Below are 24859 nucleotides of genomic sequence, written 5' to 3'. Positions count from 1 at the left end.
TACTCGATCAAGGTGGCCGGCAATTGTACCCAAGCGCTGGCCGGGGCGCGATGTTGCCGTGTCGATCCTTCACTATAGGAGGCCTGCCATCGGTCGTCGGCGAAGTTCTTTGCGCCCTGTTGCAGGCGCTCGGGCTACAATGGCGCCTTTGATCCGAACGACAGGTGTGCGCAGTGACTGATGTGGCAGGGGCTTCGAAATCCACCGTGGGGACGCTGTATGTGGTCGCAACCCCCATCGGCAACCTCGACGACATGAGCGCCCGGGCGCTGAAGGTGCTGGCGGACGTGGCCCTGATCGCGGCGGAAGATACCCGTCATTCGATCCGCCTGCTGCAGCACTTCGGCATCGACACGCCGCTGGCGGCCTGCCATGAGCACAACGAGCGTGACGAGGGCGGGCGTTTTCTCACCAAGCTGCTGGCGGGTGAGAATGTGGCGTTGGTCTCCGATGCCGGCACGCCGCTGATTTCCGACCCGGGGTACCACCTGGTGCGCCAGGCGCGGGCTGCGGGTGTGAACGTGGTGCCGGTGCCGGGCGCCTGCGCTCTGATCGCCGCGCTGTCGGCGGCCGGCCTGCCTTCGGACCGCTTCATCTTCGAAGGCTTCCTGCCGGCCAAGGCAGCGGGGCGCCGGGCGCGCCTGGAGCAGGTAAAGGAAGAGCCGCGAACGCTGATCTTCTATGAGGCCCCGCACCGTATCCTGGAATGCCTAGAGGACATGGAGGCGGTGTTCGGTGGCGAGCGCCCGGCGCTTTTGGCGCGCGAACTGACCAAGACCTTCGAGACCCTCAAGGGCCTGCCCCTGGCCGAGCTGCGCGCGTTCGTTGCCGGCGACAGCAACCAGCAGCGCGGTGAGTGCGTGGTGCTGGTCGGTGGCTGGAGTGCGCCGGAGGGCGAGCAGGCGATCAGTGCCGAGGCGCAGCGGGTGCTCGACCTGCTGCTGGCCGAGTTGCCACTCAAGCGGGCGGCGGCACTGGCCGCGGAAATTACCGGGGTGCGCAAGAACCTGCTGTACCAACTGGCCCTGGAAAAGCAGAAAGCCGAGTAGTGGCAAATTGATATAGATGTCGGTATTGCTTGTTCTCGGGCGCGCGTGCCGTTAATCTTGGCGGCGGAGAGTCGATCGGACAGTCGCTGCCTGCTTTTGTTCCGCAACAGCAGGGGGAGGAAAGTCCGGGCTCCATAGGGCAGAGTGCCAGGTAACGCCTGGGAGGCGCGAGCCTACGGAAAGTGCCACAGAAAATAACCGCCTAAGCACTTCGGTGCCGGTAAGGGTGAAAAGGTGCGGTAAGAGCGCACCGCACGGCTGGCAACAGTTCGTGGCTAGGTAAACCCCACTCGGAGCAAGACCAAATAGGGTTCCATCAGGCGTGGCCCGCGTCGGAACCGGGTAGGTTGCTAGAGGCGTCCAGCGATGGCCGTCGTAGAGGAATGACTGTCCTCGACAAAACCCGGCTTACAGATCGACTCTCCACCTTTCCCTCCCTGCTTTATTCGATAGCAGATGTCCTCTGGTAATACCGAAAAAATCTTACTCTTAATAAATCACTTTAACTTCGAACTCCATTCGCCTGCGTGGGTTTGATTTTTCTCGTGTTTTTTTCTCCTCGGTAGTCCTTCCGCATTCCTTTATTGCGCTAAATCTCGGTCCTGTAAGGCTTTTCCTTCCGAACGTGCCTTGACGGTGCTGCGGGCGGATTCCTATAGTGTGCGCAAGTGGCAGAAAGTGGGATGAAGTGGGTTTTCTGGCACAAAAAAGCTAACATTGTGGGGAATCGCAGCCGTGTTCCGCGGAGCCAACGCCGTCAGCCTCGATGCCAAGGGCCGTCTCGCCATGCCGAGCCGGTACCGTGACGAGCTCGATTCGCGTTGCAATGGTCAGCTGATCGTGACCATCGACGCCGTTGACCCCTGCTTGTGTGTTTATCCCCTCGATGAGTGGGAACAGATAGAAGCCAAGTTGCGTGCCTTGCCATCGTTGCGTGAGGAAAACCGCCGCCTGCAGCGTTTGCTGATCGGTAATGCGGTTGACCTGGAGCTCGATGGCAGCGGGCGTTTCCTGGTGCCGCCCCGTCTGCGTGAGTACGCCAAGCTCGACAAGAAGGCGATGCTGGTGGGGCAACTGAACAAATTCCAGCTGTGGGATGAAGATGCCTGGAACGCGGTTTCGGCAGCCGACCTTGCAGCTATTCAACAACCGGGCGCCATGCCCGACGAATTGCGTGACCTGATCCTGTGACCATAGATAGCGGCTTCAACCACATTACCGTCCTGCTCGACGAAGCTGTCGAGGCATTGGCCCTGCGCGCCGACGGTTGCTATCTGGACGGCACTTTCGGCCGTGGCGGGCACAGCCGGCTGATTCTCAGCAAGCTCGGGCCGCAAGGGCGGCTGCTGGGTTTCGACAAAGATCCACAGGCGATTGCCACGGGGCAAGCGCTGGCGGCCGAAGACGGCCGCTTTGTCATTGTGCAGCGCAGCTTTGCCGAGCTGGGCGCGGAAGTGGCCGAGCGCGGCCTGGATGGCAAGGTCAGTGGCGTATTGCTGGACCTGGGCGTTTCCTCGCCGCAGCTGGATGACCCCGAGCGTGGCTTCAGCTTCCTCAATGATGGCCCGCTGGACATGCGCATGAACCCGGACCAGGGCATCAGCGCCGCCGAGTTCATCGCCACTGCGCCGGTGGAAGAGATCGCCCGCGTATTCAAGGAATACGGCGAGGAGCGCTTTGCCGGGCGCATGGCGCGTGCTGTGGTGGAGCGTCGCGAAAAGCAGCCGTTCACCCGTACCGCCGACCTGGCGGAAGTGCTCAAGGTGGCCAACCCGGCTTGGGAAAAGGGCAAGAACCCGGCTACCCGTGCCTTCCAGGGCCTGCGCATCCATGTCAACAACGAACTGGGCGACCTTGAGACCGGTCTTGAGGCAGCGCTCGAAGCGCTGGAAGTTGGCGGGCGCCTGGCAGTCATCAGTTTCCACTCGCTGGAAGACCGTATCGTCAAGCTGTTCATGCGCAAGCTGGTCAAGGGCGAGGCCGACAACCTGCCACGCAACCTGCCGGTTCAGCACAAGGCCTTCGAGCCGAAAATCAAGCTCATCGGCAAGGCCCAGTTCGCCTCCGAAGCCGAGCTCAAGGCCAACCCGCGGGCGCGCAGCGCCGTGATGCGGGTGGCGGAGAAGCTGCGGTGAGCAGGCTGTTTGCCAAACCCTTGCCAGGCGGAAGCTTCCTGATGCTTCTGCTGTTCGTTGCCGTGCTGATTTCGGCCATCGCCGTGTCCTACAGCGCGCACTGGAACCGTCAGTTGCTCAACACCCTGTACGGCGAGTTGAACGAACGCGACAAGGCCCAGGCCGAGTGGGGCCGGCTGATCCTCGAGCAAAGCACCTGGACCGCCGCCAGCCGCATCGAAAACCTGGCTTCCGAGCAACTGAAGATGCGCGTACCTTCGGCTGACGAAGTACGGATGGTGGCGCCATGATGAAGCTCGAAGGCGCACTCTACCCATGGCGCTTCCGCGTGGTGATCGGCTTGCTGGCGCTGATGGTCGGTGCCATCTGCTGGCGCATCATCGACCTGCAGGTGGTCGACCGTGACTTCCTCAAGGGCCAGGGCGATGCGCGCAGCCTGCGTCACATCCCTATCCCGGCTCACCGCGGCCTGATCACCGACCGTAACGGTGAACCGCTGGCGGTCAGTACCCCGGTCACCACCCTGTGGGCCAACCCCAAGGAAATGCAGGCCTCCAAGGACCGCTGGCCACAGCTGGCGGCAGCGCTGGGGCAGAATCCGCAGCAACTGACCGAGCGCCTGACCCAGCAGGCCAGCAAAGAGTTCATCTATCTGGTCCGCGGCCTTACCCCGGAGCAGGGCCAGCATGTACTCGACCTGAAAGTGCCGGGCGTGTACGGCCTGGAAGAATTCCGCCGCTTCTACCCGGCCGGTGATGTCACCGCGCACATGGTCGGCTTCACCGACCTCGACGACCACGGTCGCGAAGGGGTGGAACTGGCCTATGACGAGTGGCTGGCCGGCGTACCCGGCAAGCGGCAGGTGATCAAGGACCGGCGCGGCCGGCTGATCAAGGACATCCAGGTAACCAAGAACGCCAAGGCCGGGAAGACCTTGGCGTTGTCGATAGACCTGCGCCTGCAGTACCTGGCTACCCGCGAGCTGCGCAACGCCATTGCCGAACAGGACGCCAAGGCCGGCAGCCTGGTGATCATGGACGTCAAGACCGGTGAGGTCCTGGCCATGGTCAACCAGCCGACCTACAACCCCAACAACCGCCGCAGCATGTTCCCGGCCGCCATGCGTAACCGCGCGATCATCGACGTGTTCGAGCCGGGCTCCACGGTCAAGCCGATCTCCATGAGCGCGGCGCTGGAAAGTGGCCGCTGGAAGCCGACCGACAAGGTCGAGGTGTACCCGGGCAGCCTGCAGATCGGCCGCTACACCATCAAGGACGTGTCCAGGAGCGAGGGCCCGATCCTCGACCTGACCGGCATCCTGATCAACTCCAGTAACGTCGGCATGAGCAAGATCGCCTTCGACATCGGCGGCGAGGCCATCTATCGGGTCATGTCCCAGGTCGGCCTGGGCCAGTACACCGGCCTTGGCTTCCCCGGCGAGCGCGTCGGCAACCTGCCCAACCACCGCGAGTGGCGCAAGGCAGAGACCGCGACCCTGTCCTATGGCTATGGCGTGTCGGTCACCGCTCTGCAACTGGTGCATGCCTACGCGGCGCTGGCCAACGACGGCAAGATGGTGCCGCTGTCGATCCTCAAGGTCGACAAGGCCCCGGAAGCCGTGCAGGCCATTCCGAAGGAAACCGCCGAAACCGTCCAGGGCATGCTGCAGCAGGTGATCGAAGCACCGCGCGGCGTGTTCCGCGCCCAGGTGCCGTTCTACCACGTGGCCGGCAAGTCCGGTACCGCGCGTAAAGCCACCGTGGGCTCCAAGGGCTACACCGAAAACGCCTACCGCTCGCTGTTCGCCGGCTTCGGGCCGATGAGCGACCCGCGCTACGCCATCGTCGTGGTCATCGACGAACCAGGCAAGGGCGGCTACTTCGGCGGCCTGGTTTCGGCGCCGGTGTTCAGCAAGGTCATGTCCGGCACCCTGCGCCTGATGAACGTGCCGCCAGACAACCTGCCGCCGCCAGCACCCGTCGAACAATCGCAAGTCAATGCAGCAGCAACCGCCAAGGGAGGGCGTGGATGATGACAATGCCATTGAGCAAGCTTTTCGCTCACGCCAGCCGTGACCCGCTGATCCGTGAACTGACCCTGGACAGCCGCAATGTGCGCCCGGGCGATCTGTTCCTGGCCGTGCCGGGCGCCAAGGTCGATGGCCGCGCGCATATCGCCGATGCCCTGGCGCGTGGCGCTGCTGCCGTTGCCTATGAAGAACAGGGCACGAGCGTTCTGCCACTGACCGACGCGCCGCTCATCCCGGTCAAGGGCCTGATCGCCCAGCTTTCGGATATCGCAGGGCGCTTCTACGGCGAACCGAGCCGCCAGCTGAACCTGGTGGGTGTGACCGGTACCAACGGCAAGACCAGCGTCACCCAGCTGGTGGCCCAGGCGCTGGACTTGCTTGGCCAGCGTTGCGGCCTGATCGGCACCCTGGGTACCGGCTTCTATGGTGAGCTGCAGAGTGGCCGCCTGACCACGCCCGACCCGATCGCCGTGCAGTCGACCCTCAACGATCTCAAGAAAGGTGGCGCCAAGGCCGTGGCCATGGAGGTTTCCTCCCACGCCCTGGAGCAGGGCCGGGTCGCCGCGCTGGAATTCGACATCGCGGTCATGACCAACCTGTCCCGCGACCACCTGGACTACCACGGCAGCATGGAGGCCTACGAGGCCGCCAAGGCCAAGCTGTTCGCCTGGCCGAGCCTGCGCTGCCAGGTGGTCAACCTGGATGACGACTTCGGCCGTCGCCTGGCCGCCGATTTTGCCCGCCGCCCGAGTGTCGACCATATCGAGACCCGGTTGCTCAGCTACAGCCTGGAGAACCCGGAGGCCTCGCTGTTCTGCCGCGAAGCCGTGTTCAATGACGATGGCGTGCGCGCCACACTGGTCACTGCCCAGGGCGAACGTACCCTGCGCAGCCAGTTGCTGGGGCGCTTCAACCTGAGCAACATGCTCGCCGCCGTGGCGACCCTGTTGGCGCTGGACTATGCGCTGGACGAAATCCTCGAGGTCACCCCGCAGTTGCAGGGGCCGATCGGCCGCATGCAGCGCTTGGGTGGGGGCGACAAGCCGCTGGTGGTGGTCGACTACGCACACACCCCGGACGCCCTGGAGAAAGTGCTCGAAGCCCTGCGCCCGCACGCGCACGGCAAGCTGCTGTGCCTGTTCGGCTGCGGCGGCGACCGAGACCGCGGCAAGCGTCCGCTGATGGCCGAAGTGGCCGAACGCCTGGCAGACCGCGTGCTGGTCACCGACGACAACCCGCGTACTGAAGACCCGCTGCGCATTTTCGATGACATTCGTCCCGGTTTCGCCAGTCCTGCCGAGGTCGAGTTCGTTGCCGGTCGTGGCGAAGCCATCGCACACCTGATCGCCACTGCCGCTGCCGACGATGTGATCGTGCTGGCCGGCAAGGGGCACGAGGATTACCAGGAGATCAATGGCGAGCGCCATGATTTCTCCGATTTGACCGAGGCCGAAAAGGCACTTGCAGCCTGGGAGGCTCCACATGCTTAAGCCGATGTCACTCAGCCAGCTGACCACAGCACTGAGTGGTCAACAAATCGGTGCCGACGCCACCTTCACCGGCGTCAGCATCGACAGCCGCAGTGTTGGCGCCGGGCAACTGTTCGTCGCCCTGGCCGGCCCGCGCTTCGATGGCCACGACTACCTGGCCGATGTGAAGGCCAAGGGCGCTGTCGCGGCCCTGGTCGAGCGTGAAGTAGCCGATGTCGATCTGCCGCAGCTGCTGGTCGCCGATTGCCGCCTGGCCCTCGGCCAGCTTGGCGCGCTGAACCGTGCTGCCTTCGACAAGCCGGTGGTGGCCATCACCGGTTCCAGCGGCAAGACCACGGTCAAGGAGATGCTCGCCAGCATCCTGCGCACCCGTGGCCTGGTGCACGCCACCCGCGGCAACCTGAACAACGACCTCGGCGCGCCGCTGACCCTGCTGGAGATCGCTCCCGAGCACAGTGCCGCGGTGATCGAACTGGGCGCCTCGCGCATTGGCGAGATCCGCTACACCGTCGGCCTGACCCAGCCCCAGGTGGTCATCATCAACAACGCCGGTACCGCCCACGTTGGCGAGTTCGGCGGCCCGGAAAAGATCGTCGAAGCCAAGGGCGAGATCCTCGAAGGCCTGGGCGAGGGCGGTATCGCCATCCTCAACCTGGATGACAAGGCCTTTGATATCTGGAAGGCACGCGCCGGCGCGCACAAGGTCTTCAGCTTCGCCCGCAGCAATGCAAAGGCCGATTTCCATGCCACGGACATCGGTCGTGATGCCCGTGGTTGCCCGTCGTTCAAGCTGCACGGCGCTGGTGACGTGGTAGACGTGCAACTCAATGTGCTTGGTGAGCACAACGTCAGCAACGCCCTGGCCGCCGCCGCCGCTGCCCATGCCGTTGGTCTGAGCCTGAGCGGCATCGCCGCCGGCCTGGCTGCCGTGCAGCCGGTCAAGGGCCGTACCGTGGCGCAGATCGCGCCGAACGGCGTGCGCGTGATCGACGACAGTTACAACGCAAATCCCACCTCCATGTGCGCGGCCATTGATATACTCGCCGGCTTTTCCGGACGCACCGTCCTGGTGCTTGGAGATATCGGCGAACTGGGGCAATGGGCGGAAGAAGGCCACCGTCAGGTGGGTGACTACGCGCGTGGCAAGGTCGACGCCCTGTACGCAGTGGGTTCCAACATGACACACGCGGTCAAGGCGTTCGGCGCCAATGGCCGCCATTTCGCTACTCAAGCTGAGCTGATCGACGCGGTTGGCGCCGAGAATGCCAGCGACACCACTATCTTGATCAAGGGCTCGCGCAGCGCTGCGATGGAAAACGTCGTGGCGGCATTGTGCGGTGCCAGCGGGGAGAAACATTAATGCTGCTGCTGTTGGCCGAGTATCTGCAACAGTTCCACAAAGGCTTCGCGGTCTTCCAGTACCTGTCCCTGCGCGGGATTCTGGGTGTGCTGACCGCGTTGTCCCTGGCGCTGTGGCTGGGGCCGTGGATGATCCGTACCCTGCAAATCCGCCAGATCGGCCAGGCCGTGCGTAACGACGGCCCGCAATCGCACCTGTCCAAGTCCGGCACCCCGACCATGGGTGGGGCGCTGATCCTGTCCGCCATCGCCGTCAGCACCCTGCTGTGGGCCGACCTGACCAACCGCTACGTGTGGGTGGTGCTGATCGTTACCCTGGCATTCGGTGCCATCGGCTGGGTCGACGACTACCGCAAGGTGATCGAAAAGAACTCGCGTGGCCTGCCAAGCCGCTGGAAGTACTTCTGGCAGTCGGTGTTCGGCCTGGCTGCCGCCATCTTCCTGTACAAGACCGCGCCGACCAGCGTCGAAACCACGCTGATCCTGCCGTTCATCAAGGATGTCACCATTCCGCTGGGCATCGGCTTCGTCGTGCTGACCTACTTCGTCATTGTCGGTTCGAGCAACGCGGTCAACCTCACCGACGGCCTCGACGGCCTGGCGATCATGCCGACGGTGATGGTCGGCGGTGCCCTGGGCATCTTCTGCTACCTGTCGGGCAACGTGAAGTTCGCCGAATACCTGCTGATCCCCTATGTGCCGGGCTCGGGCGAGCTGATCGTGTTCTGCGGCGCGCTGATCGGTGCCGGCCTGGGGTTCCTGTGGTTCAACACCTACCCGGCGCAGGTATTCATGGGTGACGTCGGCGCGCTGGCGCTGGGCGCCGCGCTGGGCACCATCGCCGTGATCGTCCGCCAGGAAATCGTGCTGTTCATCATGGGCGGCGTGTTCGTCATGGAAACCCTGTCGGTGGTGATCCAGGTTGCCTCCTTCAAGCTGACCGGCAAGCGCGTGTTCCGCATGGCGCCGATACACCACCACTTTGAACTCAAGGGCTGGCCAGAGCCACGGGTGATCGTCCGCTTCTGGATCATCACCGTGATCCTGGTGCTGGTCGGCCTTGCAACCCTGAAACTGAGGTAGATGAGCGTGTCCCTGATCGCTTCCGACCAATTCCGCATCGTTGTCGGCCTCGGCAAGAGCGGCATGTCCCTGGTTCGCTTCCTGGCGAGCCGGGGCATTGCCTTTGCTGTCGCCGACACCCGCGAGCAACCGCCGGAACTGGACACCCTGCGCCGTGATTACCCGCAGGTGGAAGTGCGCTGTGGTGAACTGGACGTGGACTTCCTGTGCCGCGCCAACGAGCTGTACGTCAGCCCCGGCCTGGCCCTGGCCACCCCGGCCCTGCAGCAGGCGGCCGCGCGTGGCGTGAAGCTGTCCGGTGACATCGAACTGTTCGCCCGCCACGCCAAGGCCCCGATCATTGCCATCAGCGGCTCCAACGCCAAGAGCACCGTCACCACCCTGGTCGGCGAAATGGCCGCCAAGGCGGGCAAGCGCGTGGCGGTGGGCGGCAACCTCGGTACCCCGGCGCTGGACCTGCTGGCCGATGACGTCGAGCTGTACGTGCTGGAACTGTCCAGCTTCCAGCTGGAAACCACCGACCAGCTCAACGCCGAAGTGGCCACCGTGCTGAACATCAGCGAAGACCACATGGACCGCTACAGCGGCCTGCCGGCCTACCACCTGGCCAAGCACCGGATCTTCCGTGGTGCCCGCCAGGTCGTGGTCAACCGCCAGGACGCCCTGAGCCGGCCGCTGCCGGTGGAAGGCCGCCCATGCTGGACCTTCGGCCTGAACCAGCCGGACTTCAAGGCCTTCGGCCTGCGCGAAGTGGACGGCGAGAAATACCTGGCGTTCGAGTTCCAGGCGCTGATGCCGGCGCGTGAGCTGAAGATTCGTGGCGCCCACAACCAGAGCAACGCCCTGGCGGCACTGGCCCTGGGGCATGCTGCCGGCCTGCCGTTCGAACCGATGCTCGAGGCACTGCGCGAGTTCGGCGGCCTGGCCCACCGTTGCCAGTGGGTGCGCGAGCGTAACGGCGTTAACTGGTACGACGATTCCAAGGCCACCAACGTCGGTGCTGCCCTGGCCGCCATCGAAGGCCTGGGTGCCGACATCGAAGGCAAGCTGGTGCTGATCGCCGGTGGCGATGGCAAGGGCGCCGACTTCGCCGCGCTGCGCGAGCCGGTCAAGCGCTTCTGCCGTGCCGTGGTACTGCTTGGCCGTGATGCCGAGCGCCTGGCCGAAGCTCTGGGCGATGGCGTGCAACTGGTCCGCGTGAAGGCCCTCGACGACGCCGTGCAGCAATGCGCCGAACTGGCCCAGGCGGGTGACGCCGTGCTGCTGTCGCCGGCGTGCGCCAGCCTCGACATGTTCAAGAACTTCGAAGAACGCGGGCGCCTGTTCGCCCTGGCAGCGGGAGGCCTTGCATGATCTTCGGCATCCTCAAGCCCTATCCGTCGCCGCTGATCAGCGGCCGTGGCATCGACCTGGACTTCGCGATGCTCGCCGGCTGCCTGGCATTGCTGGGCCTGGGCCTGGTGATGATCACCTCGGCGTCCTCGGAAGTGGCTGCGGTGCAGTCGGGCAACCCGCTTTACCACATGTTCCGCCACCTGGTGTACGTGTTCCTTGGCCTGGTCGCCTGTGGCGCCACCATGCTGGTACCGATCGCCACCTGGCAGCGCATGGGCTTCCTGATGCTGCTGGGTGCCTTCGGCCTGCTGGTACTGGTGCTGGTGCCGGGTATCGGCCGCGAAGTGAACGGCTCCATGCGCTGGATCGGCTTCAGCTTCTTCAACGTGCAGCCTTCGGAAATTGCCAAGGTGTTCGTGGTCGTCTACCTGGCCGGCTACCTGGTGCGTCGGCAGACCGAGGTACGCGAAACCTGGATGGGCTTCTTCAAGCCGTTCATCGTGCTGCTGCCCATGGCTGCCCTGCTGCTGATGGAGCCGGACTTCGGCGCCACCGTGGTGATGATGGGCGCCGCGGCGGCCATGCTGTTCCTCGGCGGGGTGGGGCTGTTCCGCTTCAGCCTGATGGTGGTGTTGGCGGTGGTCGCGGTGTTTGTCCTGGTACAGGCGCAGCCTTACCGGATGGCGCGCCTGATTACCTTTACCGACCCGTGGTCCGACCAGTTCGGCTCGGGCTACCAGTTGACCCAGGCGCTGATTGCCTTCGGCCGTGGCGAGTGGTTGGGCGTTGGCCTGGGCAACAGCGTGCAGAAGCAGTTCTACCTGCCTGAAGCGCACACCGACTTCGTGTTCTCGGTACTGGCCGAAGAACTCGGCGTGGTCGGCTCGCTGCTGACTATCGCGCTGTTCGTATTCGTGACTGTACGTGCCCTGTATATCGGCCTGTGGGCGGAAAAAGCCAAGCAGTTCTTTGCCGCTTATGTTGCCTTCGGCCTGGCCTTCCTGTGGATCGGCCAGTTCCTGATCAACATCGGTGTGAACGTCGGCCTGCTGCCGACCAAGGGCCTGACCCTGCCGTTCCTCAGCTACGGGGGCAGTTCGCTGGTGATCTGCTGTGCCTGTGTGGGCCTGTTGCTGCGTATCGAGTGGGAAAGCCGCACGCACCTGGGCAGTGAGGAACACGAATTCAGCGAAAGCGATTTTGCCGAGGAGACCAATCATGGCCGCTGACGGCAAGAACGTACTGATCATGGCGGGCGGCACCGGGGGGCACGTGTTCCCGGCCCTGGCCTGCGCCCGTGAATTCCAGGCGCGCGGTTACAGCGTGCACTGGCTGGGCACCCCGCGCGGTATCGAGAACGAACTGGTGCCCCAGGCCGGCCTGCCGCTGCACCTGATCCAGGTCAGTGGCCTGCGCGGCAAGAGCAAGCTGTCGTTGCTCAAGGCTCCGTTCACCCTGGTCAAGGCCGTGCTGCAGGCGCGGCGTATCGTGCGTGAGCTCAAGCCGGTATGCGTGGTCGGCTTCGGTGGTTATGTGACCGGCCCCGGCGGCGTGGCCGCACGCCTGTGCGGCGTACCGCTGGTGATCCACGAGCAGAACGCCCGCGCCGGTACCACCAACCGCCTGCTGCTGCCGCTGGCTGCGCGTGTTTGCGAAGCCTTCCCGGCCACCTTCGCCGCCAGCGACAAACTGCGCACCACCGGCAACCCGGTGCGCCCGGAACTGTTCATGGACGCCCTGCGCGCGCCCCTGGCCGAGCGCCGTGCGCGCCTGCTGGTGATGGGCGGCAGCCTGGGTGCGGAACCATTGAACAAATTGTTGCCTAAGGCCCTGTCCGAAGTACCCCCTGCGCTGCGGCCAGAGGTATTCCACCAGGCCGGCAAGCAACACGCGCCGATCACCGCCGAGCGTTATCACGAAGCGGGCGTCGAGGCTCAGGTAGAGCCCTTCATCAAGGACATGGCCCAAGCCTATGGCTGGGCCGACATTGTGGTGTGCCGGGCCGGCGCCCTGACCGTCAGCGAGCTGGCGGCAGCGGGCCTGCCTTCGATGCTGGTGCCATTGCCCCACGCGATCGACGACCACCAGACCCACAACGCCCAATATCTGGCCCGGGAAGGCGCAGCCTTCCTGATGCCACAAGCGACAACTGGCGCAGCGCAGCTCGCTGAACGCCTGAACGAGGTGCTGATGCAACCCGAGAAACTCAACGTCATGGCAGGCACCGCACGGCGCCTGGCCAAACCTGCCGCAACCAGCACCGTGGTCGATATCTGCCTGGAGGTGGCCCATGGTTGAGAGCCAGAAAGCCATGCCCCAGCCGAAGATGGGCCGTATCCGCCGTATCCACTTCGTCGGTATCGGCGGCGTGGGCATGTGCGGCATTGCCGAAGTGTTGCTGAACCTGGGCTATGAAGTGTCCGGTTCCGACCTGAAGGCCTCGCCGGTTACCGAACGCCTGGAATCGTTCGGCGCCGAGATCTTCGTCGGTCACCGCGCCGAGAACGCCGCCACCGCCGATGTGCTGGTGGTGTCCAGCGCCATCAACCCGGCCAACCCGGAAGTCGCCACCGCCCTCGAGCGGCGCATCCCGGTGGTGCCGCGTGCCGAGATGCTCGCCGAGCTGATGCGCTATCGCCATGGCGTGGCCGTTGCCGGCACCCACGGCAAGACCACCACTACCAGCTTGCTGGCCTCGGTGTTCGCCGCTGGCGGCCTGGACCCGACCTTCGTCATCGGTGGCCGCCTGACCGCGGCCGGCACCAATGCCCAGCTGGGTACCAGCCGCTACCTGATTGCCGAAGCTGACGAGAGCGATGCCAGCTTCCTGCACCTGCAGCCGATGGTAGCCGTGGTCACCAACATCGACGCCGACCACATGGCGACCTACGAAGGTGACTTCAACAAACTGAAGAAAACCTTCGTCGAGTTCCTGCACAACCTGCCGTTCTACGGCTTGGCCGTGATGTGCCTGGACGACCCGGTAGTGCGCGAGATCCTGCCACAGGTCAAGCGCCCGACCGTGACCTATGGCTTCAGCGACGAGGCCGACATCCGCGCCATCAACGTGCGCCAGATGGGCATGCAGACCCACTTCACCGTGCTGCGCCGTGACCGCGAGCCGCTGGAGGTGTCGGTGAACATGCCCGGCAACCACAACGTGCTCAACGCCTTGGCCACCATCGCCATCGCCACCGACGAAGGCATCACCGACGAAGCCATCGTCCAGGGCCTGTCCGGCTTCCAGGGCGTCGGCCGCCGCTTCCAGGTGTACGGCGAACTGCCGGTCGAAGGCGGCAGCGTGATGCTGGTCGACGACTACGGCCACCACCCGACCGAAGTGGCTGCGGTGATCCAGGCCGTGCGCGGCGGTTGGCCAAGCCGTCGCCTGGTGATCGTCTACCAGCCGCACCGCTACAGCCGTACCCGCGACCTGTACGACGATTTTGTCCAGGTGCTGGGCGATGCCAACGTGCTGCTGCTGATGGAGGTCTACCCGGCCGGCGAAGAGCCGATCCCCGGCGCTGACAGCCGCCAGCTGTGCCACAGCATCCGCCAGCGCGGCAAGCTGGACCCGATCTACATCGAGCGTGGCGTCGACCTGGCGCCGCTGGTCAAGCCACTGCTGCGCGCTGGCGACATCCTGATCTGCCAGGGTGCCGGTGATGTCGGCGGCCTGGCCCCTCAATTGATGAAAAGCCCGCTGTTCGCTGGCGCCAAGCAGGAGAAGTCGAAATGACCAGCGCCTACGACAAGCTGCACTCGACCCTGGACGTCAAGGCGTTCGGCCGCGTCGCGGTGCTGTACGGTGGCAAGAGCGCCGAGCGCGAAGTGTCGCTCAAGTCCGGTGCCGCAGTGATCGACGCGCTGACCACTGCCGGTGTCGACGTGGTCGCCATCGACGTGGGTGACGACCTGCTCGACCGCCTGCAAAGCGAGAAGATCGACCGCGCCTTCATCATCCTCCACGGTCGTGGCGGTGAAGACGGCAGCATGCAAGGCCTGCTCGAGTGCCTGGGCATCCCCTACACCGGTAGTGGCATCCTTGCCTCGGCACTGGCGATGGACAAGCTGCGCACCAAGCAGGTGTGGCAGAGCCTGGGTATTCCGACCCCGCGCCATGCGGTGCTGGCGAGCGAAAGCGATTGTTTGCAGGCCAGCACGGAACTGGGCTTCCCGCTTATCGTCAAACCCGCCCATGAAGGTTCCAGCATCGGCATGGCCAAGGTGAACAGCGCCCAGGAACTGGTCGCCGCCTGGCAGGATGCCGCCCGATACGATTCCCAGGTACTGGTGGAGCAGTGGATCCACGGGCCGGAGTTCACCGTCGCGGTATTGCGCGGCCAGGTGCTGCCGCCGATCGCCCTGGGTACGCCGCACGTGTTCTACGACTACGACGCCAAGTACATCGCCAACGATACCCAGTACCGCATTCCGTGCGGCCTGGACAGCGTCAAGGAACAGGAACTGATCGACCTGACCGCACGTGCCTGCGATGCCATCGGCATCGAAGGCTGGGGGCGGCTGGACGTGATGCAGGACGAGCAGGGCCGGTTCTGGCTGCTCGAAGTCAACACCGCACCCGGCATGACCGACCATAGCCTGGTGCCCATGGCGGCCCGCGCGGCCGGCCTGGACTTCCAGCAACTGGTGCTGGCGATCCTGGCCGAAAGCGTGGCGACGCGAGGTTAACAACCATGCAAGGCGCGATGATACGTCAGCAGCAACCCGTTACCGGCCGTAGCAAGCCGGTGCCGCGTGGTGCCAGCCGGCTGGTGGCCGACGAGCCCGTATCGGCGCGCCTGCCGCGGCCAAGCCTGGGTGGTCTCAAGCGCCTGCTGTGGCCGGTGCTGCTGGTGGCGGCCGGGTTTGGCGCCTACGAGGGCGCCATTCGCCTGATGCCGTACGCCGACCGGCCGATCACCAAGATCGACGTGCAGGGCGACCTCAGCTACATCAGCCAGCAGTCGGTGCAGCAGCGTATCGCGCCCTACGTGGCAGCGAGCTTCTTCAGTGTCGACCTGCCGGCGATGCGCGCAGAGCTCGAGCAGATGCCGTGGATCGCCCACGCCGAAGTACGCCGGGTGTGGCCCGACGAGGTGGTGATCCGCCTGGAAGAACAGTTGCCGGTGGCGCGCTGGGGTGACGAAGCCTTGCTCAACAACCAGGGCCAGGCCTTCACCCCGCGCGAACTGGCCAACTACGAGCACCTGCCGCAGCTGGCCGGGCCGCAGCGTGCTCAGCAACAAGTGATGCAGCAGTATCAGGTATTGAGCCAGATGCTGCGCCCCCTGGGCTTTTCCATCGCTCGCCTGGAGCTGCGCGAGCGAGGCAGCTGGTTCCTGACCACGGGCGCGAGCAGCGCCGGGCCGGGCATCGAGCTGCTGCTGGGGCGCGACCATCTGGTGGAGAAGATGCGCCGTTTCATTGCCATTTACGACAAGACACTCAAAGACCAGATCAGCACTATCGCCCGCATTGATCTGCGTTACTCCAACGGACTTGCCGTTGGTTGGCGGGAACCGATTGCACCGACGACGGCCCAACCCGCCGTTGCGAAGAATTAGAGAGAGGCAGGACCATGGCAAACGCGCATAGCGGCAAAATGATCGTCGGGCTGGACATCGGCACCTCCAAGGTGGTGGCGCTGGTGGGTGAAGTGGGCGAGGACGGCACCCTGGAAATCGTCGGGATCGGTACCCATCCGTCCCGCGGCCTGAAAAAAGGCGTGGTGGTGAACATCGAGTCCACCGTGCAGTCGATCCAGCGCGCCGTGGAAGAAGCGCAGCTGATGGCCGGCTGCCGCATCCACTCGGCCTTCGTCGGCGTGGCCGGCAACCACATCCGCAGCCTGAACTCCCACGGCATCGTCGCCATCCGCGACCGCGAGGTCAGCCTGGCCGACCTGGAGCGCGTACTCGACGCCGCCCAGGCCGTTGCCATCCCGGCTGACCAGCGCGTGCTGCACACCCTGCCGCAGGACTACGTGATCGACAACCAGGAAGGCGTGCGCGAGCCGCTGGGCATGTCTGGCGTACGTCTGGAAGCCAAGGTCCACGTGGTCACCTGCGCGGTCAACGCGGCGCAGAACATCGAAAAATGCGTACGCCGCTGCGGCCTGGAAATCGACGACATCATCCTCGAGCAGTTGGCCTCGGCCTACTCGGTGCTGACCGACGATGAAAAAGAGCTGGGCGTGTGCCTGGTGGACATCGGTGGTGGCACCACCGACATCGCCATCTTCACCGAGGGCGCGATCCGTCACACTGCGGTGATCCCGATTGCCGGCGACCAGGTGACCAACGACATCGCCATGGCCCTGCGTACCCCGACCCAGTACGCCGAAGAAATCAAGATCCGCTACGCCTGCGCCCTGGCCAAACTGGCTGGCGCTGGCGAGACCATCAAGGTGCCAAGCGTGGGTGATCGCCCACCGCGCGAGCTGTCGCGCCAGGCCCTGGCCGAGGTGGTGGAGCCACGTTACGACGAGCTCTTCACCCTGATCCAGGCCGAACTGCGCCGCAGCGGCTACGAGGACCTGGTGCCGGCCGGCATCGTACTCACCGGCGGCACCGCGAAGATGGAAGGCGCCGTGGAACTGGCCGAGGAAATCTTCCACATGCCGGTACGCCTGGGCGTGCCGCACAGCGTTCGGGGGCTCAGCGACGTGGTTCGCAACCCGATCTATTCCACCGGCGTGGGCTTGCTCACCTACGGCCTGCAGAAGCAGACCGAAGACCTGCCCCTGACCGGTAACAGCAGCAACAACAGCTATGGCGATGAACCGAAGGCTCCAGTGCTTGAACGCTTCAAACGCTGGGTCCAGGGCAATTTCTAAGTTTCAAAGCAGTAGTGGTAGGCGCGACAACTAGAGAACTGTAAGGAGAGGGAAAATGTTCGAGCTCGTAGACAACGTCCCGCAAAGCCCGGTCATCAAAGTGATCGGTGTTGGCGGTGGTGGCGGCAACGCCGTCAACCACATGGTCAAGAGCAGCATCGAAGGCGTGGAATTCATCTGCGCCAACACCGATGCTCAGGCGCTGAAGAACATCGGCGCGCGCACCATCCTGCAATTGGGCACTGGCGTGACCAAGGGCCTGGGTGCCGGTGCCAATCCGGAAGTCGGCCGCCAGGCCGCGCTGGAAGACCGTGAGCGCATCGCTGAAGTGCTGCAGGGCACCAACATGGTGTTCATCACCACTGGCATGGGCGGCGGTACCGGTACCGGTGCAGCGCCGATCATCGCCGAAGTGGCCAAGGAAATGGGCATTCTCACCGTTGCCGTGGTGACCCGTCCGTTCCCGTTCGAAGGCCGCAAGCGCATGCAGATCGCCGATGAAGGCATCCGCATGCTGGCCGAAAGCGTCGACTCGTTGATCACCATCCCCAACGAGAAGCTGCTGACCATCCTGGGCAAGGATGCCAGCCTGCTGTCCGCCTTCGCCAAGGCCGACGACGTACTGGCCGGTGCCGTGCGCGGTATCTCCGATATCATCAAGCGCCCGGGCATGATCAACGTCGACTTCGCCGACGTGCGTACCGTGATGGGTGAAATGGGCATGGCCATGATGGGTACTGGCTGCGCCAGCGGCCCGAACCGTGCGCGTGAAGCCACCGAGGCAGCGATCCGCAACCCGCTGCTGGAAGACGTCAACCTGCAGGGCGCCCGCGGCATCCTGGTGAACATCACCGCAGGCCCTGACCTGTCGCTGGGCGAGTACTCCGACGTGGGTAGCATCATCGAAGCCTTCGCCTCCGACCACGCCATGGTCAAGGTCGGCACCGTGATCGACCCGGACATGCGTGACGAGCTGCACGTGACCGTAGTGGCCACCGGCCTGGGCGCGCGCATCGAGAAGCCTGTGAAGGTGGTCGACAACACCCTGCAGACTGCCCAGCAGGTGTACGAGGCTTCCAACCCGGCGCCGGTTCGCCAGGAGCAGCCTGCGGTCAACTACCGTGACCTGGAGCGCCCGACCGTAATGCGCAACCAGGCCCATGCAGGTGCTGCTGCAGCCGCTAAACTGAACCCTCAGGATGACCTGGACTACCTCGATATCCCGGCATTCCTGCGTCGTCAGGCTGATTAATGGAATTTATCAGGGGTATAAAGGTGATTGGTATTCATCAAAGGTTGGGTCTGTTATCATCCCCAGCCTTTGTTGATACCTGTTCGCAATTTGCGCTGAAGCGGCCAATGCCATGATTAAACAACGCACCCTGAAGAATACCATCCGTGCCACAGGTGTCGGTCTGCACTCCGGGGAGAAGGTTTACCTGACCCTCAAGCCTGCACCTGTTGACACCGGCATCGTCTTCCGCCGCGCCGACCTCGACCCTGTGGTCGAAATCCCGGCGCGCGCGGCCAACGTCGGCGAGACAACCATGTCGACGACGCTGGTCAACGGTGACGTCAAGGTCGATACGGTCGAGCACCTGCTCTCCGCCATGGCGGGCCTGGGCATCGATAACGCCTACGTCGAGCTCTCCGCCTCGGAAGTGCCGATCATGGATGGCAGCGCCGGACCCTTTGTATTTCTGATTCAGTCTGCCGGCCTGGAAGAACAGGACGCAGCCAAGAAGTTCATCCGCATCCTGCGTGAGGTAACCGTGGAAGAGGGCGACAAGCGCGCCACTTTCCTGCCTTTCGACGGTTTCAAGGTGAGCTTCGAGATCGACTTCGATCATCCGGTCCTCAAGGGCCAGACCCAGAGTGCGGTCGTCGACTTCTCCAGCACCTCGTTCGTGAAGGAAGTCAGCCGCGCCCGTACCTTCGGTTTCATGCGTGACATCGAGTACCTGCGCAAGCACAACCTTGCGCTGGGTGGCAGTGTCGAGAACGCCATCGTGGTCGACGAGACCGGTGTGCTCAACGAAGACGGCCTTCGTTCCGATGACGAATTCGTCAAGCACAAGATCCTCGACGCCATTGGCGACCTTTATCTGCTGGGCAACAGCCTGATCGGCGAGTTCAAGGGCTACAAGTCCGGCCACGCGCTGAACAACCAGCTGTTGCGCAAGCTGATTGCCGAAACCGATGCCTGGGAAGTGGTCACCTTCGAAGATGCCAGCACGGCACCGATCTCGTACATGCGCCCTGTTGCGGCCGTGTAAGTTCGAACACTCTCTAGTTCATTAAGGCCACCTTCGGGTGGCTTTTTTATGGCTGACGCATTTTGCCCGGCAGGTCCGGCCATTCGCGGGCACGCCCGCTCCCACTAGGTGCTCACTGCCTCTGGAGCGGCGCAGTACCTGTGGGAGCGGGCGTGCCCGCGAATGGATTGCGCAGCAGTCCCGAAGGTGTCAGCGCTTGTCCTGGGCGTGAGCTGCCAGCCTTTCCAGTGCTGCGCGCAGCTTGGGGTCAGTGATGCCCTCGGCGGTATCGCGCAGGCTCTCGGCTGCGTTATTGGACAGTTCCGCAGCATGGCCACCACGCTTGGCTGGCACCAGCGGGGGCTGGACCTTGTACAGGATGCGCCTGAGATTGGCGAATGCCTCCATGGCTTGTAATGCCGACATCAGGCGTTTCTGCTGATAGCGCAGGCGGGTTGCCCAGTGGCCGTCGGTTACCACCAGCAACAATGTGCCGTCGCGCCACGACGCCACATGGCAGTGCTCGCGGGCGGCTGGTTGCAGCTGGCTTTCCAGCAGGCGCTGCAGGTGCTCCAGGCGTTCGGCCTGGTTCAGCAGCAGGCGCAGCGGGCGGACCTGGCGGAGCAGGGCCGAGGGCGGCTGGGCGGGGGAGGGTTTGTAGGCCATGGGGGTACGCATGAGGTTACATGGTCCGCAGTCTAACATCTCTATAGCCTGCACTGGCCTCTTCGCGGGTGAACCCGCTCCCACAGGTACGGCACTGACCTTGATATGTAGGTGATCCTGTGGGAGCGGGTTTACCCGCGAAGAGGCCGGCACAGATAACAAAAGACAAGACTCATTCTCGATACGTTTCATCTTCCCGAACCTTGAACTCAGGGAAAATGCCCCTATCTAAAACAAGCCCCCGCCAAAACGCTGTACAAGCATCGTGGAAATCCACCACTTTCCTCACCATCGTTTCCGGGTAGAATGCTCGTTCGCATGCGGCCTCAGGGCTGCACGGGCGACTCATGGGGCCGCCCTCCATCCCTACGTGTGGAAGATCCTGCCGATATGTTTGCGCCTTTGTTAAAGAAACTTTTTGGAAGCAAGAACGAGCGTGAAGTCAAACGCATGCTCAAGACGGTGAACATCGTCAATGCTCTCGAAGAGAAGATGGTGGCCCTCTCCGACGAGCAACTGCGGGGCAAGACCGCAGAGTTCAAGGAGCGCCTGGCCAAAGGCGAGACACTGGACCAGTTGCTGCCTGAAGCCTTCGCCGTGGCCCGTGAGGCCGGCAAGCGCGTGATGGGCATGCGCCACTTCGACGTGCAGCTGATCGGTGGCATGACCCTGCACGAGGGCATGATCGCAGAAATGCGTACCGGTGAAGGCAAGACCTTGGTCGGTACCCTGGCCGTGTACCTCAACGCATTGTCCGGCAAGGGCGTGCACGTGGTCACCGTCAACGACTACCTGGCCCGCCGCGACGCCAACTGGATGCGCCCGCTGTACGAGTTCCTCGGCCTGTCGGTCGGCATCGTCTCGGCCTTCCAGCCGCCGGAAGAAAAGCGCGCCGCCTACGCGTCCGACATCACCTACGGCACCAACAACGAATTCGGTTTCGACTACCTGCGCGACAACATGGCGTTCAGCCAGGACGAGAAGTTCCAGCGTGAACTGAACTTCGCCGTGATCGACGAAGTCGACTCCATCCTCATCGACGAAGCGCGTACCCCGCTGATCATCTCCGGTCAGGCCGAGGACAGCTCCAAGCTGTACATCGAGATCAACCGTCTGATCCCGCGCCTTACCCAGCACATCGAAGAGGTCGAGGGCCAGGTCACCCAGGAAGGCCACTTCACCATCGACGAGAAGAGCCGTCAGGTCGAGCTGAACGAAGCCGGTCACCAGTTCATCGAAGAGATGCTCACCCAGTCCGGCCTGCTGGCCGAGGGCGAGAGCCTGTACTCGGCGCATAACCTGAGCCTGCTGACCCACGTCTACGCCGGCCTGCGCGCGCACAAGCTGTTCCACCGCAACATCGAATACATCGTCCAGGACGGCCAGGTCCTGCTGATCGACGAGCACACCGGCCGTACCATGCCGGGCCGTCGTCTGTCCGAAGGCCTGCACCAGGCCATCGAAGCCAAAGAGAACCTGAACATCCAGGCCGAGAGCCAGACCCTGGCTTCGACCACCTTCCAGAACTACTTCCGCCTCTACACCAAGCTGTCCGGCATGACCGGTACCGCCGACACCGAAGCGTTCGAGTTCCAGTCGATCTACGGGCTCAACGTGATGGTCATTCCGCCGAACAAGCCGTTGGCGCGTAAAGACTTCAACGACCTGGTGTACCTGACCGCCGACGAGAAATACGCCGCGATCATCGCCGACATCAAGGAAAGCATGAAGCAGGGCCGCCCGGTGCTGGTGGGTACTGCGACCATCGAAACCTCCGAGCACATGTCCAACCTCCTGAAGAAGGAAGGTATCGACCACAAGGTGCTCAACGCCAAGTACCACGAGAAGGAAGCCGAGATCATCGCGCAAGCAGGTGCGCCAGGTGCCCTGACCATCGCCACCAACATGGCCGGCCGTGGTACCGACATCCTGCTGGGCGGTAACTGGGAAGCCGAAGTGGCTGCCCTGGAAAACCCGACCGCCGAGCAGATCGCCCAGATCAAGGCCGACTGGCAGAAGCGTCACCAGCAGGTGATCGAGACGGGTGGCCTGCACGTGATCGCTTCCGAGCGCCACGAATCGCGCCGTATCGACAACCAGCTGCGTGGCCGTTCCGGCCGTCAGGGCGACCCGGGCTCCAGCCGCTTCTACCTGTCGCTGGAAGACAGCCTGATGCGTATCTTCGCCTCTGACCGGGTGAAGAACTTCATGAAGGCGCTGGGCATGCAGTCCGGCGAGGCCATCGAGCACCGCATGGTCACCAACGCCATCGAGAAGGCCCAGCGCAAGGTCGAAGGCCGCAACTTCGACATCCGCAAGCAGTTGCTGGAATACGACGACGTGGCCAACGAGCAGCGCAAGGTGATCTACCACATGCGCAACAGCCTGCTGGCCGCCGAGAACATTGGCGACACCATCGTCGAATTCCGCAAGGAAGTACTGGACGCTACCATCAGCCAGCACATTCCGCCGCAGTCGCTGCCAGAGCAGTGGGACGTGGCCGGTCTGGAAGCTTCGCTTGCCAGCGATTTCGCCATGAAGCTGCCGATCCAGCAGTGGCTCGACGAGGACGATCACCTCTACGAAGAGACCCTGCGCGAGAAGCTGCTGAACGAAATCACCACCGCGTACACCGAGAAGGAAGACCAGGCCGGTATGGAAGCCCTGCGTACCTTCGAGAAGCAGATCCTGCTGCGCGTGCTGGATGACCTGTGGAAAGACCACCTGTCGACCATGGACCACCTGCGTCACGGTATCCACCTGCGTGGTTATGCGCAGAAGAACCCGAAGCAGGAGTACAAGCGCGAATCCTTCAGCCTGTTCCAGGAGCTGCTCGAGTCGATCAAGCGCGACACCATCCGTGTGCTGTCGCACGTTCAGGTACGCCGCGAAGACCCGGTCGAAGAGGAAGCCCGCCTGCGCCGCGAGGCCGAGGAACTGGCCAGCCGCATGCAGTTCCAGCATGCCGCTGCCCCGGGCCTGGAAAGCGAGCAACTGAACGAGGAGGGCGCCGAAGTGGCCGTTGCCTCGGCACCGGTGCGCAACGAGCAGAAGCTGGGCCGCAACGAGCCGTGCTGGTGTGGTTCGGGCAAGAAGTTCAAGCATTGCCACGGGCAGATCGAGTGATCTGACCTGAATGGGGCCGCTTTGCGGCCCTGTCGCGACACAAGGCCGCTCCTACAGGAATCGCAGTACTCTTGTAGGAGCGGCCTTGTGTCGCGATGGGGCGCGAAGCGGCCCCGCTTTTTGCAATTCAACCGTATTTTCTAGGAGCGCTCTAATGGCTGTTGGTCTTGGTCCTTTGCCCACCCTGCACCCGGTTCCGGGTTTTGAACTCGGCATCGCTTCTGCCGGCATCAAGCGCCCGGGGCGCAAGGATGTGGTGGTCATGCGCTGCGCCGAAGGCTCCAGCGTGGCTGGCGTGTTCACCCTCAATGCCTTCTGCGCAGCGCCGGTGATCCTGTCCAAGCAGCGTGTGCAGGGCACCGTGCGCTACCTGCTGACCAACACCGGTAACGCCAACGCCGGCACCGGCGCGCCAGGCCTGGCCGCCGCCGAGCGCACCTGCGCCAAGCTGGCCGAACTGGCCGGCGTACCGGCCGAGTCGGTACTGCCGTTCTCCACTGGCGTAATCGGCGAGCCGCTGCCGGTCGAGAAGATCGAAGGCGCGCTGCAGGCCGCCCTCGACAACCTGTCGGAAAACCACTGGGCCGAAGCCGCCACCGGCATCATGACCACCGACACCCTGCCCAAGGGTGCCAGCCGCCAGTTCCAGCACGATGGCGTGACCGTTACCGTCACCGGCATCAGTAAGGGTGCAGGCATGATTCGCCCGAACATGGCCACCATGCTCGGCTACATCGCCACCGACGCCAAGGTTGCCCCGGCGGTACTCAAGGACCTGATGCTGGACGGCGCCAACAAGTCGTTCAACCGCATCACCATCGATGGCGACACCTCGACCAACGACTGCTGCATGCTGATCGCCACCGGCAAGGCCAACCTGCCGGAAGTCACCGAAGCCAGCGGCGCATTGTTCGAAGCGCTGAAGAAGGCGGTGTTCGAAGTGTGCATGGAAGTGGCCCAGGCCATCGTCCGTGACGGCGAAGGCGCCACCAAGTTCGTTACCGTGCAGGTCAACGGCGGTGGTAACCACCAGGAGTGCCTGGACGTCGGCTACGCCGTGGCCCACTCGCCGCTGATCAAGACTGCGCTGTTCGCTTCCGACCCCAACTGGGGCCGTATCCTCGCCGCCGTTGGCCGTGCCGGTGTACCGGAGCTGGATGTGAGCCTGATCGATGTGTACCTGGACAGCGTGTGCATTGCCAGCAAAGGCGGCCGCAGCCCGAGCTACACCGAAGACCAGGGCGCCAAGGTAATGGCCCAGGAAGAGATCACCATCCGCATCGAGCTGGGCCGTGGCCAGTGCAGCGAAACCATCTGGACCACCGACCTGTCCCACGAGTACGTGAAGATCAACGCCGAGTACCGTACCTGATGTAATTGGGGCCGCGTTGCGGCCCATCGCGACACAAGGCCGCTCCTACAAGGGGTCCATGCTGTACCTGTAGGAGCGGCCTTGTGTCGCGATGGGCTGCAAGGCAGCCCCAAAAAATCCAA

At 63.8% G+C, this 24859-nt stretch carries 20 protein-coding genes and 1 other RNA gene; 20 read left to right on the top strand and 1 reads right to left on the bottom strand.

All coding sequences use genetic code 11. The features are described 5' to 3' along the window. The first annotated feature begins 173 nt into the window (after positions 1-173). The 18 genes from rsmI to lpxC all read left to right on the top strand — a co-directional run bounded on the left by rsmI (position 174) and on the right by lpxC (position 19594). A complete protein-coding gene (rsmI, locus tag CAG00_RS12750; protein ID WP_043935900.1) occupies positions 174-1049 on the top strand; it encodes a 16S rRNA (cytidine(1402)-2'-O)-methyltransferase in 876 nt (291 codons plus the stop codon). Between the two features lie 67 nt (positions 1050-1116). Beyond that, positions 1117-1476, top strand: an RNA gene (rnpB, locus tag CAG00_RS12745) — RNase P RNA component class A. 308 nt (positions 1477-1784) lie between these two features. After that, positions 1785-2240, top strand: a complete 456-nt coding sequence (mraZ, locus tag CAG00_RS12740; protein ID WP_004575120.1) for a division/cell wall cluster transcriptional repressor MraZ — start codon at positions 1785-1787, stop codon at positions 2238-2240. Next, positions 2237-3184 carry a 16S rRNA (cytosine(1402)-N(4))-methyltransferase RsmH gene (gene rsmH / locus CAG00_RS12735; RefSeq protein WP_025340553.1) on the top strand — a complete coding sequence of 316 codons (948 nt, stop codon included), beginning with the start codon at positions 2237-2239 and terminating at the stop codon, positions 3182-3184. The genes mraZ and rsmH overlap by 4 nt, the downstream gene beginning before the upstream one ends. Continuing rightward, positions 3181-3474, top strand: a complete 294-nt coding sequence (gene ftsL, locus CAG00_RS12730; RefSeq protein WP_025340552.1) for a cell division protein FtsL — start codon at positions 3181-3183, stop codon at positions 3472-3474. The genes rsmH and ftsL overlap by 4 nt, the downstream gene beginning before the upstream one ends. After that, positions 3474-5216, top strand: a complete 1743-nt coding sequence (locus CAG00_RS12725; RefSeq protein WP_162276789.1) for a penicillin-binding protein 2 — start codon at positions 3474-3476, stop codon at positions 5214-5216. The genes ftsL and CAG00_RS12725 overlap by 1 nt, the downstream gene beginning before the upstream one ends. Continuing rightward, positions 5216-6703 carry a UDP-N-acetylmuramoyl-L-alanyl-D-glutamate--2,6-diaminopimelate ligase gene (locus tag CAG00_RS12720; protein ID WP_085664495.1) on the top strand — a complete coding sequence of 496 codons (1488 nt, stop codon included), beginning with the start codon at positions 5216-5218 and terminating at the stop codon, positions 6701-6703. Before CAG00_RS12725 ends, CAG00_RS12720 begins: the two co-directional genes overlap by 1 nt. Further along, complete coding sequence (murF, locus tag CAG00_RS12715; RefSeq protein ID WP_075046265.1) at positions 6696-8063, top strand: UDP-N-acetylmuramoyl-tripeptide--D-alanyl-D-alanine ligase; 1368 nt, start codon at positions 6696-6698, stop codon at positions 8061-8063. The genes CAG00_RS12720 and murF overlap by 8 nt, the downstream gene beginning before the upstream one ends. Next, the gene (mraY, locus tag CAG00_RS12710; protein WP_025340548.1) at positions 8063-9145 is read left to right on the top strand and encodes a phospho-N-acetylmuramoyl-pentapeptide-transferase; all 1083 of its coding nucleotides are present in this window, start codon (positions 8063-8065) and stop codon (positions 9143-9145) included. Before murF ends, mraY begins: the two co-directional genes overlap by 1 nt. A 6-nt stretch (positions 9146-9151) precedes the next feature. Further along, a complete protein-coding gene (gene murD / locus CAG00_RS12705) occupies positions 9152-10498 on the top strand; it encodes a UDP-N-acetylmuramoyl-L-alanine--D-glutamate ligase (RefSeq protein WP_085664494.1) in 1347 nt (448 codons plus the stop codon). Beyond that, the gene (gene ftsW / locus CAG00_RS12700; protein ID WP_075046263.1) at positions 10495-11709 is read left to right on the top strand and encodes a putative lipid II flippase FtsW; all 1215 of its coding nucleotides are present in this window, start codon (positions 10495-10497) and stop codon (positions 11707-11709) included. Before murD ends, ftsW begins: the two co-directional genes overlap by 4 nt. Then, entirely contained in the window at positions 11699-12778 is a 1080-nt protein-coding gene (murG, locus tag CAG00_RS12695; protein ID WP_085664410.1) for an undecaprenyldiphospho-muramoylpentapeptide beta-N-acetylglucosaminyltransferase, read from the top strand. The genes ftsW and murG overlap by 11 nt, the downstream gene beginning before the upstream one ends. Continuing rightward, on the top strand, positions 12771-14219 hold the full coding sequence (murC, locus tag CAG00_RS12690) for a UDP-N-acetylmuramate--L-alanine ligase (protein ID WP_013974110.1): 1449 nt from the start codon (positions 12771-12773) through the stop codon (positions 14217-14219). Before murG ends, murC begins: the two co-directional genes overlap by 8 nt. Then, positions 14216-15172, top strand: a complete 957-nt coding sequence (locus CAG00_RS12685) for a D-alanine--D-alanine ligase (RefSeq protein WP_015271707.1) — start codon at positions 14216-14218, stop codon at positions 15170-15172. The genes murC and CAG00_RS12685 overlap by 4 nt, the downstream gene beginning before the upstream one ends. Positions 15173-15177: 5 nt before the next feature. Further along, positions 15178-16047 (top strand): cell division protein FtsQ/DivIB, encoded by an 870-nt coding sequence (locus CAG00_RS12680; RefSeq protein ID WP_025340544.1) that lies wholly within the window; start codon positions 15178-15180, stop codon positions 16045-16047. A 14-nt stretch (positions 16048-16061) separates the two neighbouring features. Next, complete coding sequence (gene ftsA / locus CAG00_RS12675) at positions 16062-17318, top strand: cell division protein FtsA (protein WP_015271706.1); 1257 nt, start codon at positions 16062-16064, stop codon at positions 17316-17318. A 55-nt stretch (positions 17319-17373) separates the two neighbouring features. Continuing rightward, complete coding sequence (gene ftsZ / locus CAG00_RS12670; protein WP_003260772.1) at positions 17374-18570, top strand: cell division protein FtsZ; 1197 nt, start codon at positions 17374-17376, stop codon at positions 18568-18570. Between the two features lie 112 nt (positions 18571-18682). Then, the gene (lpxC, locus tag CAG00_RS12665) at positions 18683-19594 is read left to right on the top strand and encodes a UDP-3-O-acyl-N-acetylglucosamine deacetylase (RefSeq protein ID WP_003260771.1); all 912 of its coding nucleotides are present in this window, start codon (positions 18683-18685) and stop codon (positions 19592-19594) included. Positions 19595-19783: 189 nt separating this feature from the next. On the opposite strand, the gene CAG00_RS12660 is transcribed toward lpxC, so the two are convergent. Further along, positions 19784-20239, bottom strand: a complete 456-nt coding sequence (locus CAG00_RS12660; RefSeq protein ID WP_085614293.1) for a DUF721 domain-containing protein — start codon at positions 20237-20239, stop codon at positions 19784-19786. Positions 20240-20629: 390 nt separating this feature from the next. On the opposite strand from CAG00_RS12660, the gene secA reads away from it, so the two are divergent. Both secA and argJ read left to right on the top strand, forming a co-directional pair. After that, complete coding sequence (secA, locus tag CAG00_RS12650) at positions 20630-23365, top strand: preprotein translocase subunit SecA (protein WP_025340542.1); 2736 nt, start codon at positions 20630-20632, stop codon at positions 23363-23365. 154 nt (positions 23366-23519) lie between these two features. Next, positions 23520-24737, top strand: coding sequence for a bifunctional glutamate N-acetyltransferase/amino-acid acetyltransferase ArgJ (argJ, locus tag CAG00_RS12645; protein ID WP_023662147.1), 1218 nt, complete (start codon positions 23520-23522; stop codon positions 24735-24737). Positions 24738-24859 lie beyond the last annotated feature (122 nt).

Origin of the sequence: Pseudomonas sp. B5(2017), assembly GCF_002112825.1 — a bacterium.
In the GTDB taxonomy this organism is placed as follows: domain Bacteria; phylum Pseudomonadota; class Gammaproteobacteria; order Pseudomonadales; family Pseudomonadaceae; genus Aquipseudomonas; species Aquipseudomonas putida_Z.
This window is presented reverse-complemented; position numbering and strand designations above follow the sequence as displayed.